Source organism: Allomuricauda sp. ANG21 (genome assembly GCF_040705235.1).
Taxonomy (GTDB): domain Bacteria; phylum Bacteroidota; class Bacteroidia; order Flavobacteriales; family Flavobacteriaceae; genus Flagellimonas; species Flagellimonas marina.
This window is the reverse complement of record NZ_JBFCVT010000002.1, coordinates 439,602-455,218: the sequence shown is the minus strand read 5'-3', so window position 1 is coordinate 455,218 and position 15,617 is coordinate 439,602. Positions and strand designations below refer to the sequence as shown.

The following is a 15,617-nucleotide window of genomic DNA, read 5'->3' as shown; positions in this document are numbered from 1 at the left end:
CATTTTGGGCAAAGATATTGCTTTATGGCTTATCGACTTACCTGTACGATAAAAAGCAATAAGGGCAAGGCTATGCAAATATCCAAAACCAATTCTCTAAGTTTGGTTTTTTTAATGCCTTCGGCATAGTTGGCCAAAAAAACCGCAGCCGGGAAAAACGTGATCAAAAGCGGAGAAGAACCCGCGGGGGTCAACAGACCAATGACAACGCCCAAATTGAAAATGGCAAAAACGATTCTAAGCACAATCAACTTTCCGCCGCCTATTTTTCGAACCCTTACAAAAACAACGGTCATCAACAGCAACATCAGCAAAATATAGATTATGGCCTTTATGTTGATGACCTCACCCAAGGATTTTGTACCAAGCAATCCGATTGAAAATTGATAGTGTTCTTTAAAAAAATCGGCATACCCATTTACGCGGATTACAGCAAATGTGATGATGAAGACGGTTGCGACACCCAAAAAGGGCACTAACCAATTCTTAAATGTCTTTCTATCGTACACATTGATCACCGCAAAGACCAGTACTAAAAAAACAAGGGACCAATCGTAAAAAAGACTGGCAATGGCAATTAAAAAAGAGGCATCAAAAATCTTATGTTTAACAAAACGGTTAGACCTAACGGCCAACAAGCGCCAAAAGGCCAAAAGCAGGAAAAAATTAGTGAAGATGACATTTTTGTTGAACAGGGTTTCGGAAAAGGTCACCAATAACAGTACAAAAAACAACATGGCGTACGAGTTGAAGTCGGTTACCTTCTCTGTTCGCACCATTTGGTTGATAATGAACAACGCCAACACCAAGACGGCAAAAGCTAATATTTCAAGTGGTAGTATTGGGTCAACCATTTCTGCTCCAAAGCCAAAGAAAGCGTTGAGCGAATAAAAAAGAAATAGAAAAATCGCAAGGACAATATAATTTATGGGTTTTGTTTTTCCGAAAAAGCTTGAAATCATCCTATCTTTTGCTACTTTTGCAAAGTAAATATAGCCAAGATGAGCAAGTTTTTTTACGGTATAGAAGACTTATTTGTAAACTACCTTTTTGCCCCCTACGATTTTTTCCGTTTTATGGAAAGTTGGTGGGCTGCCAACACCCTTAATTGGATATTCTTTGTCATTGGTATGATTGCCATGGTCTACTGGATGAAGCAATTAAAGATTTTCAATGACAATGGAGAAGAGGACAAGAGTATCAGCTCCCACTCTTATCTATAGATCGAAGCCTAAATCTTTTCTGTAGTACATGCCATCAAAATGGAGCTTTTCCATATTTTGATAGGATTTCTGTAAGGCTTCCCTAAAGTCTTTTCCGAAGGAAGTAACTGCGATTACCCGACCTCCGTTGGTCACCACTTTTCCGTCTGAAAGTTTTGTTCCTGCGTGGAATACTAGGGAGTCCTTTATATTTTCAGTTCCCGTGATTTCTTTTCCTTTTTCGTAAGCTTCAGGATATCCGCCAGAAACGGCCATTACGGTTGTGGCTGCACGTTCATCTATCTCTAGATTGATTTTGTCCAGTGTACCATTAGCCATCGCCATGAGTACTTCGACCAAATCGCTTTTGAGCCTGGGCATTACCACTTCGGTTTCGGGATCTCCCATACGCACATTGTATTCGATGACCTTGGGCTCTTCACCAACTTTTATCAACCCGATGAAGATAAAACCAACATACGGCAGATCATCCTTTTTAAGGCCGTCTACGGTAGGTTTTACAATCTGACGCTCTATCTTGTCCAAGAAGGTTGAATCGGCAAATGGAACAGGTGAAATGGCTCCCATTCCCCCCGTATTGAGTCCGGTGTCTCCTTCCCCAATGCGTTTATAATCTTTAGCGGTGGGCAGCACTTTATAGTTGGTACCATCCGTAAGCACAAAACAGCTTAATTCAATCCCATCCAAAAATTCTTCAATGACCACGGTGGCACTGGCATTCCCAAATTTGGAGTCAACGAGCATGGCTTTCAATTCTTTCTTGGCCTCTTCCAAATCCTGAAGAATCAGCACCCCTTTTCCAGCAGCAAGTCCATCTGCTTTGAGCACATAGGGTGGATTTAAGGATTCCAAAAAAGCATATCCTTCATTCAAAGTTTCAGCTGTGAAACTTTCATAGGCCGCAGTGGGAATGTTATGCCGCATCATAAACTCCTTGGCAAACTCCTTACTACCCTCCAAGGCGGCGGCAGCTTTTTGTGGACCAATGACGGGGATGTTCTTAAGTTCGGCATCCCTCAGGAAAAAATCGTGCACCCCGTTTACCAAGGGGTCTTCAGGTCCAATAACCACTAAATCGATGGCTTCTTTTAGCGCCAGTTGCTTAATGGCCGAAAAGTCGTTTACCCCCACCTCAACATTGGTGGCTATTTTTGAAGTTCCTGCGTTGCCTGGGGCTACAAAAAGGTTGTTCGTTTTAGGGCTTTCTGAAATTTTAAGGGCGATGGCATGTTCGCGTCCGCCAGAACCCAGGACCAAAATGTTCATGAATCAAAATTTTGGCAAAAATAGCCTAATTCAAATTTAATTCTATTGTAATATGTTTTTTTCAGGGTAATTTGGAATTCTCGGCTAGGCCATTCTGTAAAAATTCACAAGAACAATGGGTTTCTCAATACTACGTTTTTTTGGAAATGGCACCTAAAACTCTTGACGGAATTACACAAATTTTCACTAATCCAAGAATGAGGTTGCTGTCATTTCGAGCCAAGCAAAGCGATTGAGAAATCTAAGATTAAAATTTCCCACTTTGATTTCGACTGCGCTCAATCTGACAGTTCGAAATAACTTTTGACGAATGATTTATGGCAAAAAGTCTCTGTGTGCTTCCCATAATTGATCGTGTGGAAGAGATTTGAAGTAGTCAAAGGCTTTTTTAAGCCCTTCGGAACGATGTACTTTGGGTTCCCAGCCCAGAACTTCTTTGGCCCTTGTAATGTCAGGCTGCCGCTGAAGTGGGTCATCTTGGGGCAATGGCTTGAACACTATTTTCTGGTCTGTTCCGGTCAGCTTGATGATTTCTTCGGCAAACTCCAAAATGGTGGTTTCATCTGGGTTACCTATGTTGATGGGTTCCACATAATCGCTCATCAACAACCGATAAATACCTTCGATTTGATCATCAATATAGGTAAAGGAACGGGTTTGGGAACCATCGCCAAAAACGGTAAGGTCCTCACCTCGCAGGGCTTGACCCATAAAGGCGGGAACAACACGACCGTCGTTCAATCGCATTCTAGATCCATAGGTGTTGAAAATCCGAACGATTCGCGTATCCAATCCATGGTGCCGGTGATAGGCCATGGTAATGGATTCCATAAATCGTTTGGCTTCATCATAAACACCACGTGGGCCGATAGGGCTTACATTGCCGTAATAATCCTCATTTTGGGGGTGTACCAATGGATCTCCGTAAACCTCAGAAGTGGAAGCCACCAAAATCCGTGCTTTGTGGTCCTTGGCCAGCCCTAACAGGTTCAATGTGCCCAATGAACCCACTTTTAGGGTTTCAATTGGGATTTTTAGGTAGTCAATTGGACTTGCGGGCGAAGCAAAATGGAGAATGTAGTCCATCGTGCCTGGCACGTGTACAAACTTGGAAACATCATGATGGAAAAAATCAAAGCGCTCCAAGTGGAACAAATGCTCAATGTTCTTTAGGTCTCCCGTAATGAGGTTATCCATTCCAATGACATGGTGGCCTTCAGCGATGAATCTATCGCAAAGATGAGAGCCAAGGAAGCCTGCTGCTCCGGTTATAAGGGTTTTTTTCATCTTCATTTAATATGCTTTTGCCTCTCCTTTTACGGCATTTAGCACTGTTTGCACCATGATTTTTAGATCTAAAAACATGGACCAGTTCTCTATGTAGAAAATATCGAATTTAATTCGGTTTTGGATGTCTGCTTCACTTTCAATCTCCCCTCGATATCCCCTTACTTGTGCCAACCCAGTAATTCCAGGTTTTACAAAATGCCGAACCATATATTTATCCACACTTATGGCGTATTCATTGGTATGCTTTACCATGTGAGGGCGTGGACCAACCACCGACATAGTCCCAAAAAGGACATTATAAAATTGAGGAAGTTCGTCAATACTGGTTCTTCTGATGAATTTTCCAATTCTTGTGATTCGCATGTCGTTCTTGGTGGCTTGTATATGGTCTGCGTTTTTATTTGGTGCCATGGAACGGAACTTATAACAGTAGAATTCCCTATTGTCTATCCCATTTCGAGTTTGTCTAAAAAAAACAGGGCCTTTAGATTCAAGGGTAATCAAAATAGCCAACAAAGGGGTCAGCCAAGAAAGAAGGCCAATAATGATAATTAAAGAAAAAACTATGTCGAAACTTCTTTTGATAAATGCGTTTATGGGGTCATCCAAAGGGATATCTCTCAACGAAAGAACCGGAATATAATCGTAGTACTCAAATTTGAGTTTTTTGGCAAAGATGTTCTTATTGTCTGGTATAAATTTGAGGGTTTTAAGATTGTTGTCCGCAAAATTTATGAATTGGGTCAACTCCTCATTTTTTAGTTCTGAGACAGAGCAATAGATTTCATCGATATCGTTGTCTAGAATATAGTCGAAGCAATACTGTATTTCAAACCCAACCGATTTCGGGGAAAACTGTTTGAAAAAGTTATAACCATATTCTCTTCTTTCGTTAAAAACCTTTCTCAACTGGTCTGTTTTTTTGTTTTTTCCAACTATGACTACGTTTCTTAAGTTTCCCTGTACTTTTTCGCGATATTCCATGAGCAGGAAATAACTCAACAGTTTTACCAAAGAAATGACAAGAAACACAATCAAAAAGTATTCACCAAGCGCAAGCCTACTGATAACGGGCTGTTTAAAAAAGCCTATAAAGGCGTATAGTATAAGAAAGAAAAAAACAAATTGTACAGATATTAATCGAAAGATGTAGGTGACTTTTGAAAACCTGTATATGGTATAAAACTCATTTTTCGTGGAAATAACGATCCATGAAATGGTAATATATACATGAATTAGCAAAGGGGTTTGGAAATTTATGGGCAGTATATACAAAAACACATTCAATACCGCTAAGTCAATAGCATACGAAATAGGAGTTATTAGATTTGAATATCTATGTTGTTTAAAAAACATTTGAAAATAGTTGCCGCCCTAACGAAGCCTCAAAGGTATCAAAATTTGAATCGCTCTTTTAAAACCAACAAAATAAACTTACTGTTGCCAATGACGTACCTTTTCCACATTCTCTTGGGTTCTTGCATAAGTCTGTAGCACCATTCAAGGCCTGCTTTTTGCATCCATTTAGGTGCTCTTCTTACCTTTCCTGCAATAACATCGAAACTTCCCCCAACCCCCATGATGAAGTTCACATTGGATAAGACATGTTTGTTTTCAAATAAAAAATTCTCTTTTGTTGGAGAACTTATTGCCACAAAAAGCATGTGCGCGCCACTTTCACGAATTTGAGATGCTATTGATTTTTCCTCCTCTTTTTTGAAATATCCGTTTCTATATCCTGCTATTATATCTTCAGAATATTTCTTGGAATATTTTTTCACAACGGCCTCGACAATTTCTTCCTTAGCTCCAAAAAAATATATTTTATAATCATTCTGAAAGGCCATTTCCACAAGGTTCTGCATTAAATCAATGCCGGCCACACGTTCCTTTAACGGTTTTCCCAATATTTTGGAGGCCCATACAACGGCCTGACCATCAGCATTGATTAAATCACTGCTGTTGACACTTTGGCGCAACCTAAGGTCGGTTTGCATAGAAACAATTTTACTTGCATTGACCACTACATGGTGAATATGCTTTCGCTCTTTAATGGCTTCATCTATCAACTCAAGTGTTTCGCTATTGGAAAGGTTGTCCACATAAGTGTTTAAAACCTTTATTCTATCATTTTTCTCAATGAAATTATTGTTGTCAACTAATATTGAAAAAAGAATAATCATAAAGTACGAATACAGTATTTCACCACTATGACGTTCCAGTATGGATTCTGACATCATAAAAAGCATAAAACAAATTAAGAGATAATATCCGAGGCTGTATTTCTTTTGAATTGGGAGTATGAAAAATATTATTAGTTGAAGCAAAAAAATGATAAGCCCAAAAAAACCATAAAAAAGAAGCTCTTCCAAATATTGGTTATGTGCATTATAATGCTCCTTTGCTGCAATTTCATAACCAACTTCTTGATATTCTTTTACAAGACCCTTTCGCCCATCACCTGTCCCGGCTCCAAAAATAATGCTCCCTTGTTGATACTTGTTAAATACCGCTTCCCATAATTCCAATCTTTCCTCAAAATTTGAGGCTTTCTCAGACGTTAATCTTTTTTGGAAATTTGGGGTTAAGAAGATTAAGCAAAGTAGTAATATTCCAGCCAATTTTGTTCTAGACCACAAATTAGTTTTTACATTTTTGTACAAATAAATTTCCAATAAAAAAGAGGAAGCCAGGACCACAATCAATGCAATTATACTCATTTTGGAGCTCAGAAGGTATAGAACCAAACCCAAGAATGCCATTGCAACAAAATACAACCAAAGTAATTTATTCTCGCGATTTGCCTTTACTGCCAGATGAATTGAACAAATGCAAATAAACAAGGCAAAGTAGGTAGGGTGATGTCCTAGCACCTTTCCAAAATCTAAGTAAAAATAATACTTGCCAAGTCCCTGAACATCAAGCCAAACAGCTTTTCCAACAGCTAAAATGGATGCCGTAATTACTGAAATTGTAAATAAGTCCAGTAATTTTGAAAGGTCGGAAAGAGAAAGCTTTTCTGATGACGAGAAAAAAACAATCGAGAAAATTAAAAAAGTTGGTTTTAAGTTGGTAGTGGCGGACGGGTAATCTTCTGTCCATAATAGACCAAAAAGAGCAAGTAATGTTGGTATAGAGGCAATTACTATCCAATGTAAATTTTTCTTGATCAATTTCGTTTTAGCGAGAAATGGTTGTTGCAAGAAAACCGAAAAAATACCTAAAAGAATTATGGCAAAAGAATTAAAACTAAGCTTGGGAAACGGTAAAGTCATTGCTACAAAAGCACACAGCCAAAAATATAGCTTCTTTTTTTCAGTCTTTGTAATTCCCAATAATCTCAATTACTTCGGTTTTAAAAAGAGAATACCCAAAGCTAGTTAAAAAATATCCCTTATTCTCATCATATTGTGCTAGTTCCTCACTACCTCCTTTTAAGTCTATGACAAAAATATTTTGATTTTTTTCATTTAGTTTTCTAACTAAATTGTTGGCTTTTTCCAGCTTCTCAGCTTTCATGGATTCTACCAATGGCCATGTATGGACAAGTAAAAGTTTATCCTTTGTTGCCGACAACAACTTTTGAATACTTTCCAAATCTTCATCTTCTGGAATTTTATCTATCAATATCATAACTATCTCACATTGTTCAGGAACCTCTACATTATTTTCGTAACCTTCAGGGGTAATATCTAATGTAGAATATTCAAAACCAAAGACATCTTTTTGATTTCCTAAGAAATTAATTTTAGGATAAGAAAATTTTATATTTTTCCTTATCGTTTTAAACCCACCCCATTTATCGTTAGTAATTCCAATGAATCCCACGCTTATCTTATGGTCCTTTATAATCAGAGGAATATCAACTTCTTTAAGTCTTACCTCACCTAATTTCTTTTTAGGAATCTGGGTTAGCCAAATACCTCCTTTAAACTCAATTATCGAATCCATAATTTGTTTATACATAAATCTAAAGTAAAAGGGACGGCCTCTTTCATCCAATACTTCAATTGTATTATTCTCATGTATGCTCTCAAGGCTCCTATTATAATAAAGACCCAAGGTGTTATGGCTTAATTTATATGTTCTTGTATTTCCATGATCTTTAATCGTCCTTTTTTGGTCCCAATCATAAATCAATTGTGGGAACTCATGATATCCTTTTTTATTAAAGTCCCATATAGAAACAATCAAAATTGTCAATAATGTTAGTATTATGTTTTTTACCGTCATTATTTTTTAAATCTTCGTGCTTAAATAGCTTTTTATTAATTTGTTAAAGACTATTTCGGAATCGAACTTTTCAAAGCTCATAAATGCATTATTTGAAAGGGTTTCAAAGTTTTCGTGGTTAATTAACCCAATCTTTTCCTTTAAGGAATCTGAATCTCTTGGTTTTGCCAAAAATCCATTGTACCCCTCAAAAACAATTTCACCAATTGACTTCCAATCTGTCGTTATTACGGGCATCCCAACAGACAAAGCTTCAATAATTATCCCTGGGTATCCTTCACCTTCAAAAAAAGTAGGAAGAAGTAGTACATCGTTTTCCTTTAGAACTTCAACTACTTGGTGGTTTTCAATGGCACCCTTATATGTAGAGTTTTCTGTATCCAATCTATCTCTATCATATCCACCAACTACAGGTCCATAAAAAGCAATGCTATAAGAACTGTCCAATTCACTAAAAGCCTGTCTAATAATTTCAACTCCTTTCTCCTCAATAATTCTTGAAATAAACACAAATCTTTTTTTGAAATTCCTTTGTGGCCTGACCGATAGAATTGCTCTTCTGGAATTTGGCAACCATTCTATATTCTTTATTCTATCTGAGAACTCATTGACCAGCGATTGTGTTTCAAAGAATACACAATCTGATTTGAATATACTCTTTTCAATTATCCATTTTAAGAATCCAGAAAAGCCTAAATACTGATTATTAAAATTACCGCCAAAAAAATGATACGTCACCTTCTTCCCAAAAAGTTTGCCCACAAAAGACAAATAGGGCCCTATGGTAAAATTCATGTCAGGGGTTGAGTGTATACTTACAACATCATATTTATTAACTATGAATAAGTACTTTACCGAGAGATACAAATAATCTATTAATTGAAATTTTGGACGCCATAGCTTTCTAATTTGCACGTGTTCAACATTAATTATTCTGTTCTTTTCCTGAAGAAAATCCAACACTTTCTTTGAAAGCACAGTTGCGCCTCCAACCGACCTTAAATCGTCCGTAGGGATATTTGCCAGAAACAAGACATTAACTCTTTCCATTGGACAAGTAAATTAGGGGATAGACGCATACTAAAGACAAAGACAAATAAACCAAATTATTGAGCGAAAAAGTAACTAAGGCATCAATAAAGAGTGCTAGGTAGATTACAATTATTGCCTTCAAATTCAATTTTGACACAGTTCTTAGTCTTAAAAGTGGCACAAAGAAAATAAACAAATATAAAATACCCCCAAGTAGTCCTATTTCCACAAACAAATGAGGATAATATGTATCTGTAGTGGGTAAGTTGGGCAGACCATGCCAATCAAATTCAATTTCTTTATAAAAGGGCGATTCATATTTGGTAGAAGATGGTCCCCCAAATGAACCTATGCCCTCTCCAATAAACAAATGGGTTTCGCTCAACATTGCTCTATATGATTCCGACCTGGCGGAGTTCCCTTCCAAAACATATGCCTCAATTCTCACTTTTGCGTTTTCCGCAAGAAATGCAATCTGTTTCGGAAAAACGAAAAGCGTTCCAATAAATAGTAGTACCGCACCTATAAAAATGCGCACCCTGTGCCTTGAAAATAATATCAGCAAAAAAAGAAAAGTAGCAATGCCTTTAAACGAAATGCTTAAAAAAAGAAAAATAATGGACAAAAGCACCAAAGTCCTTTTATATTTTCCTTTGTAGAAAAAACTTATCAAAAAGTACATGATAAGATTCAAAAAGCCAAAAGTGCTGAAAAAGCCCATAATACCAGTTGCCCTCAAGACTCCCGCAACCATTGGTATATTTACTCTTCCAGTTTCTGTATATACATAAAACCATTGATTAACTCCATTAAACCATAATATATAGTTAATTATCTGTGCCAAATAATTAACGATTAAAAGCACCACTAAAAACCTGAACAACAAACCAAAACGATCCCTTATTGAATAGCCAAAAAAAAGGACAATTATGGGAAGAATGTACCTAAAAAGTTCCTCGGCAGCTGCCTTGTAATTGAAAGCCAAAAAAAAATGAACAGCAAATACCGGAACTAGGAGTAGAGATAAAAAAACAAGATTATTATCAAACTTGTGTTTTATCAGCGCATATGACAACATTAAAATTGCAGAAAGCAACTTCAAGTTGGCTCCTATTGCAGGGAATACAAATCTAAAATATTCAGACACAAATATCAGAACCAGAGGACTAAGTATCATGATATTTGATATGCTTAACTTCACCCTAATATATTTTTTATATAATCTCCGCTTTTCTTAAAACTTCATTAATCTCTTTTGAATAGTTTTCTCCGTTGTAAAAATCCTCAAACACCTTTACATAGTTATCGTGCATTCTATCATAATCAATTGTAACATTTCGTTCAAAACCTATGATTTGTTTTGCAGCTTTTTTAATATCAACTGTTTCTGGTAGGGGTATTTTATACCTTACATTGCTCAAAGATTTTTTAAAGGACTCAATAACATCAGAATAAATAGGTATAACACCAGAAGCCATGTAGGTGTTAAGCTTGTTGGGTGTTGATACCCTGTTGACCAATATGTTCTTCCTAATAAGAAAACCGTACTTGTAATCGGACAAATAGTTGGTTATCATCTCTAAAGGAATGTAATCTACTTTTACATTTTTGACCTTCGTGGTTTCAATAATTTTTAGTGCCTTCTCTTTTTCCGAACTCAATATTGTAAGGGTGGATTCAGGAAGCTCCTGATTAATCTCCTTAAAAGTAAGAATGGTCTCTTCAATGCACTGCCACGCCGATAATGATCCCATATAAATAAAACTAAGTTTTCTCTGTGAATTAAAGCTTGGTTCAATATCGGCATTGAAACACGGCATTATATAATAGTTACTCCCTTTATACCCATATTTTCGTTTGTAGTGTAATAACATTGATTCGGACACAAAAAAATTGTAGTCCGAGCTCTTTAAGGTAAACCATTCCATAAAACTGTACATATGATACCTTAATTTACTTTTTTGCCACATTAAAGATTCTTCTGGCAAAACGCCCTGAAACCAATTAATGATATTTGTTTTAGGGTGTAGAATTCTTGCAACCAGATAATCCTTAACAAAATAAGTCACGATTAAGTCAGCCCCTTTTAGTTGTTTTATGGAGTCTGTAGATTTAAAATCTTCTTGCCCGGTCAAAGATTTATTGATTATCTTCAAATAAAGAATAACCGCATCACTTATGGTGTTGTATTTGCTTAAGTAAAAAACAATTTTCAAATTTTTTAGAGTTTATTATGCTTTTACCATATTCCCCTATATTGATGGACCAGGGTAATCCTTTTTTAAACAATAGACGCTGAAATTGAGTTGGTATAGGTGACTACTCCCAATTAATCCTTTTTTTAACAGATTTCAGGCCGCTTTCATTTTTAAGTTGATCAACATTTTTATAAAATTCCAACAAATCAATTTTGGAGATTTCATGAATTTTCTCAATTACAGATTTAGTATTATTGAATAGTGCCAAATCCATCACAAAATTGCTATTGCCATATACCAAGTTTGCCATTCCTTGAGATTTTTTGCTATACGAAAGAAATATGGCGGGGACTTTACAGGTAATGGCATTTACAGCACAATGCATTCGTGCAGCAATCACAACATCACACGTTTTTAGCGTTTCTTTAAGTCCAATGAAGCCTGGGTCATTATTGACAATAGTTATTTTCTCAGGGTACTTGTTGTTAACTATTTCGTATATTCCTTTTAAATATCCGTAGTCATCATCTTTTTCGTGATTAGAAAGCACATGAGGTAGGAGAATAACAGAGCATGAAAAGCTCTCTATTAGCGAAATAATGGTGTTGGCCTGATTTGATATTGCCTCATCAATGTTTCTAGTGAAATATAGACTGGAAAGAGGGCTTAGGTTTATTCCAATAACCTTTATGTCTCCCAAAACAGGTTCTTCCATTACTTTTTCATTTTCAACGGCTACTTTATATGCAGGGTCTGGAGCATAAATTACGTTCTCTGTAATGCCAAGTGCCTTGAGATATTCAATGGTTGAAACCTCTCGGCCAACAATTAACGAAACATTCGTCAAATGTTTTTTCATCAGGAGCAAAACTTTTGGTTTTGCTTCAAATGGTCCAATTGAACAGCCCCAAAGAATATACTTTTTGCCTCTTGCCAATACTTCATCACCAAACTTCATTAACGAGTATGGATATTCTCCTGAGGAGCTAATGGTATACATATCACCTCCAATAGAAACAACCATGTCATAGTTGTCAATTAAATCAAAAGAATCAACATAAATATGATACTCGACACCCATATAGGATAATAGCTTTCTAATTGCTCTTTTATAAAGGGGGTTTTTAAAGGGTCTTTGAACAAGTGAAACATTGCACCCACTTAGTCTTCTTGCATCGTCTTCAATATTGAATGAGGCGTAGTAAATTGTAGCACCAGGGTACATTTTGGAGAAACTGTTAACCGTTCCTCTTACAATTGCTTCGCAACCATAATTGTAAACTCCCCATATCCCATATAACAAAATCTTCATTTTCCTTTTATTTTTCTTATCCAATACTTTTTCCTGAACAAATGTTCCAATTTGGTAAACAGAAATAACTTTTTCTTTGTTTTCGATATTTTTGTTTCGAACAATTTTCCCAAATTGTCCCTTTCTTCCATCCAGATCAAAGTGCTTTCCTGCTGGATTTGCTGCCTCAATTTAAATATTTTTGCTTTCAGTGGGTTTTCAAAAACAATTTCCTTTATTCTTTTGGGCGGAACTATTTTGTTTTCAGATTTTGCCCATTTCAATCTATACGATAACCCAATCCTTCGATGATTGTAATTTCCTTCTTGGGACAAAGCGGCCTGTTTTTCGGAAATTTTCTCTAAATAGAGTTGCTCCATTTCTTGGCCTTCCTGAAAGATTTTCTTGGTTTCTGATGTCCTGGTAATTATTAAGCTGTGCCCCCTCCCGTCATTGCTATACGGAGGTATCCAGGCATCTCCCAAAGAAATGTCCGCCAATTCTCCTGAATAATCTTCACAAAAATCACATGCGTTGGGTTTAAAATATCCAGTTCCCCACATATCACCAACTTGCTTCATGGGCAAGATTCTAGGTGATGTTTCTCCATTTTTAATACACGAAAATGAATAGTCTCCAGCCGTTGAATCCACATTTTTCAATCGGTACTTTGGAGAAAGTATCTCATTATGGGGTACATCCAGTTTGGAAGATAAATACTCTGTAAAAAAAGTGCTTTTAAGCCCCCCACAAAAAATACTAATAGTAAATTTAATGTGTGCCCATGTTTTGGGGTTTTCAATTTGGGCCAACCTAATCGCTTTAATGGTGCAAGGCAATCCTATAAAAGCATATTTTCCCTTTTTTTCCAAACTTAGTTTCAAAACATCCCCCGCTTCTATTGGATAATACTTTGTCTTAGATGACAAATCAATATCTTCTTCTTTTGAGAGAATGGCATATTTAAAATGTTTCCCTTTATTTGGGTTTTCCTCAATGGTGGCAATGACGTGGTCCACTTTATTTTCGCGCATCAACTTTTTCAACAACCAGCTAGCTATTCCCCCAGAAGAACCATTTTCTCTGTGCTTTTGAGCATATCCAACATTTAGTGAGCTATAGTGGCCAAAAAACTTTGTTTTCTTTATTTGGTCCCTTTTCTCAAATGAAATTTGTGATATTATTTCATCCTCAGTCTTTATCTGATCTTCCGGAAAGGGATTAAAAGGGCATACTTTTAAGCAAATTCCATTATCATCACAATCATCAGGATTTAAATGTGGTTCAAAGGTTCCTTTGGAGTTTAGCTTTATGGTCAAACTGTCTGTTGGGCAAACCGCAGTGCAAACGCCACAACCTATACATAAATTGTTATTTACAACATTGTTAATGACGTTGCTCGAATCTCTCATTTTTTAGTGATTAACTTGTAAAAAAGAAAAGCGAACATACCTAAAAAAAACACCATCAGCAAAGCACGAACAATCAAATTGACCTCATAATAATATAAAATCCATATTATCAAAAAAAAGAAAATCCAAATCGCTAAAGAGGTCCTTGATATAATTAATGTCGGAGATATTATTTTCATTTTTAAGTAAATGGGCAATATGATAACTGTGTTCAGTAAATATGCCATAAAGTATGAGAAAGACAGGGTTGTTGAATTTTTATCCCAAACAACGTAAAAAGTGGCAAGTAATAAAAGCCCCCAAACTAAATTGCTAAAAAAACTAAACCACATGAGCCCATTTACAATCATTACTCTTGCTATTCCTTGCTTATACAGCATTATGGTTGTAGTCACTAAAATAAGAAACAGTGTTCCTTTAAAATTAATGTCTCCCGCATATTCCTCACCTAAAACGTAACCAAATAAACTAGGAAAAAACAATACTGGCAAAACCAAAAAGACTCCTATTGCCCATGGCATTATTAGACTAAGCCTTTCTATTTTTTTGCTGATGTTCTCTTTAACCATTAAAGTAATCAAAGGCGCATCTATTGTTGTGGTCAACATAACCATAAAAGTTTGAAATAGGATTACAACATTATAAAGGCCCAATTGTTGAAATCCATTTGGTTGATTAACCAAGATAGTATCTGCAGTCCATTTAAATGGGACAACCATTATTCCTGTCAAAATTGCTGGCAGTGTAAACTTTCTTAAAACGTCATATTCTTTCTTAAAGGATAAAGTGAAAAAAAGCCCATGATTACCCATAAGTTTCCATAGATGATATGAACCAGATACTGCCAATAACAGACTGCTTAGGGTAAAGCCAATAAAGGTTCCATTTATTTGGTAATATTTTGTTCCAAAATAGAGAAATACAAACAACCCCAAGCCATAATACGTATTAATATAGCTGAGCTCTCGGAATGCCCCAAACCCTTTTAAACATCCCGAAATTAAGCTGGTGATAGCGCTTAGAAATAATATAAAAGCGCTTATCCTAAACGTGTCGGTGAGATTTGGTGCATTTAAAACCTTCTCAGCTATATACTGCGCTCCAACATACATACCAAAGCTTAAAAACAAACCTGTAATTACAGTTACCAATATTGTAAGGGATAAAATACGACTTACTTTTTCCTTATCAATATCTATGTATTCCGGTATATACTTTGTTGTGGTCATTGCGATACCTGACCCTGCAAAAATTGCAAATAAATTTATTGTAGATCGAATAATTCCAACTTCACCATTCCCCTCCTTACCGAGCATTTTAGCCACCATCAGCCATGCCCCAAAAAGAAATGCCTTTGAAACAATAGAACCTGCTAAAGACCAAAGAGAATTTACCGTTAACTCCTTAAAATCTTTTGATTCCAAGGCTTTTTTTATCTTTTTTGGAAACTGATAGGGGTTCAAAGAATCTTTTTTTGTTTTCTAGATATTCCTTTGGAGGGTATTAGTCCAACCATTTCAACAACCCATCTCTTCAAAAATCTTGTTTTATTCTTCATATTCATTCGTCAATTTGGCCATTTCAATGGCTTCGGACCTGGTTCGAAAAATTATCGAATTTTTTTCTTGCTAATCCGAGAACTTTACTGGTTAAGTCTAAAGGGGGTTATTTC

General features: G+C 36.2%; 12 protein-coding genes. 1 reads left to right on the top strand and 11 read right to left on the bottom strand.

Annotated elements, in window-relative coordinates:
- Nucleotides 1-29: 29 nt before the first annotated feature.
- Nucleotides 30-962, bottom strand: coding sequence for a DUF6427 family protein (locus AB1A65_RS04310; RefSeq protein ID WP_366585983.1), 933 nt, complete (start codon nucleotides 960-962; stop codon nucleotides 30-32).
- A 39-nt stretch (nucleotides 963-1,001) separates the two neighbouring features.
- Between AB1A65_RS04310 and AB1A65_RS04305 the strand changes: the two genes are divergently transcribed.
- Complete coding sequence (locus AB1A65_RS04305) at nucleotides 1,002-1,223, top strand: uracil phosphoribosyltransferase (protein WP_366585981.1); 222 nt, start codon at nucleotides 1,002-1,004, stop codon at nucleotides 1,221-1,223.
- On the opposite strand, the gene purD is transcribed toward AB1A65_RS04305, so the two are convergent.
- The 10 genes from purD to AB1A65_RS04255 all read right to left on the bottom strand — a co-directional run bounded on the left by purD (nucleotide 1,218) and on the right by AB1A65_RS04255 (nucleotide 15,408).
- On the bottom strand, nucleotides 1,218-2,489 hold the full coding sequence (gene purD, locus AB1A65_RS04300) for a phosphoribosylamine--glycine ligase (RefSeq protein WP_366585979.1): 1,272 nt from the start codon (nucleotides 2,487-2,489) through the stop codon (nucleotides 1,218-1,220). The two genes, AB1A65_RS04305 and purD, sit on opposite strands and share 6 nt — an antisense overlap.
- A gap of 315 nt (nucleotides 2,490-2,804) precedes the next feature.
- Nucleotides 2,805-3,776, bottom strand: a complete 972-nt coding sequence (locus tag AB1A65_RS04295; RefSeq protein WP_366587059.1) for a UDP-glucuronic acid decarboxylase family protein — start codon at nucleotides 3,774-3,776, stop codon at nucleotides 2,805-2,807.
- Between the two features lie 6 nt (nucleotides 3,777-3,782).
- A complete protein-coding gene (locus AB1A65_RS04290; protein WP_366585977.1) occupies nucleotides 3,783-5,135 on the bottom strand; it encodes an undecaprenyl-phosphate glucose phosphotransferase in 1,353 nt (450 codons plus the stop codon).
- 38 nt (nucleotides 5,136-5,173) lie between these two features.
- Nucleotides 5,174-7,123 carry a WecB/TagA/CpsF family glycosyltransferase gene (locus tag AB1A65_RS04285; protein ID WP_366585975.1) on the bottom strand — a complete coding sequence of 650 codons (1,950 nt, stop codon included), beginning with the start codon at nucleotides 7,121-7,123 and terminating at the stop codon, nucleotides 5,174-5,176.
- Nucleotides 7,095-8,012 carry a hypothetical protein gene (locus tag AB1A65_RS04280; RefSeq protein WP_366585973.1) on the bottom strand — a complete coding sequence of 306 codons (918 nt, stop codon included), beginning with the start codon at nucleotides 8,010-8,012 and terminating at the stop codon, nucleotides 7,095-7,097. The genes AB1A65_RS04285 and AB1A65_RS04280 overlap by 29 nt, the downstream gene beginning before the upstream one ends.
- A gap of 6 nt (nucleotides 8,013-8,018) precedes the next feature.
- Complete coding sequence (locus tag AB1A65_RS04275; RefSeq protein WP_366585971.1) at nucleotides 8,019-9,062, bottom strand: glycosyltransferase; 1,044 nt, start codon at nucleotides 9,060-9,062, stop codon at nucleotides 8,019-8,021.
- A gap of 1,196 nt (nucleotides 9,063-10,258) precedes the next feature.
- Nucleotides 10,259-11,260: a hypothetical protein gene (locus AB1A65_RS04270; RefSeq protein WP_366585969.1), complete on the bottom strand. Its 1,002-nt coding sequence runs from the start codon at nucleotides 11,258-11,260 to the stop codon at nucleotides 10,259-10,261.
- Nucleotides 11,261-11,363: 103 nt separating this feature from the next.
- Entirely contained in the window at nucleotides 11,364-12,554 is a 1,191-nt protein-coding gene (locus AB1A65_RS04265; protein WP_366585967.1) for a polysaccharide pyruvyl transferase family protein, read from the bottom strand.
- The gene (locus tag AB1A65_RS04260; RefSeq protein ID WP_366585965.1) at nucleotides 12,551-13,945 is read right to left on the bottom strand and encodes a Coenzyme F420 hydrogenase/dehydrogenase, beta subunit C-terminal domain; all 1,395 of its coding nucleotides are present in this window, start codon (nucleotides 13,943-13,945) and stop codon (nucleotides 12,551-12,553) included. The genes AB1A65_RS04265 and AB1A65_RS04260 overlap by 4 nt, the downstream gene beginning before the upstream one ends.
- Nucleotides 13,942-15,408 (bottom strand): oligosaccharide flippase family protein, encoded by a 1,467-nt coding sequence (locus AB1A65_RS04255; RefSeq protein ID WP_366585963.1) that lies wholly within the window; start codon nucleotides 15,406-15,408, stop codon nucleotides 13,942-13,944. Before AB1A65_RS04255 ends, AB1A65_RS04260 begins: the two co-directional genes overlap by 4 nt.
- Between the last annotated feature and the right edge of the window lie 209 nt (nucleotides 15,409-15,617).

Coding starts and splice junctions, on each gene's coding strand:
- purD (WP_366585979.1), bottom strand. CDS start 2,489: ATGAACATTTTGGTCCTGGGTTCTGGCGGACGCGAACATGCCATCGCC.
- AB1A65_RS04275 (WP_366585971.1), bottom strand. CDS start 9,062: ATGGAAAGAGTTAATGTCTTGTTTCTGGCAAATATCCCTACGGACGAT.
- AB1A65_RS04310 (WP_366585983.1), bottom strand. CDS start 962: ATGATTTCAAGCTTTTTCGGAAAAACAAAACCCATAAATTATATTGTC.
- AB1A65_RS04265 (WP_366585967.1), bottom strand. CDS start 12,554: ATGAAGATTTTGTTATATGGGATATGGGGAGTTTACAATTATGGTTGC.
- AB1A65_RS04290 (WP_366585977.1), bottom strand. CDS start 5,135: ATGTTTTTTAAACAACATAGATATTCAAATCTAATAACTCCTATTTCG.
- AB1A65_RS04280 (WP_366585973.1), bottom strand. CDS start 8,012: ATGACGGTAAAAAACATAATACTAACATTATTGACAATTTTGATTGTT.
- AB1A65_RS04305 (WP_366585981.1), top strand. CDS start 1,002: ATGAGCAAGTTTTTTTACGGTATAGAAGACTTATTTGTAAACTACCTT.
- AB1A65_RS04260 (WP_366585965.1), bottom strand. CDS start 13,945: ATGAGAGATTCGAGCAACGTCATTAACAATGTTGTAAATAACAATTTA.
- AB1A65_RS04295 (WP_366587059.1), bottom strand. CDS start 3,776: ATGAAAAAAACCCTTATAACCGGAGCAGCAGGCTTCCTTGGCTCTCAT.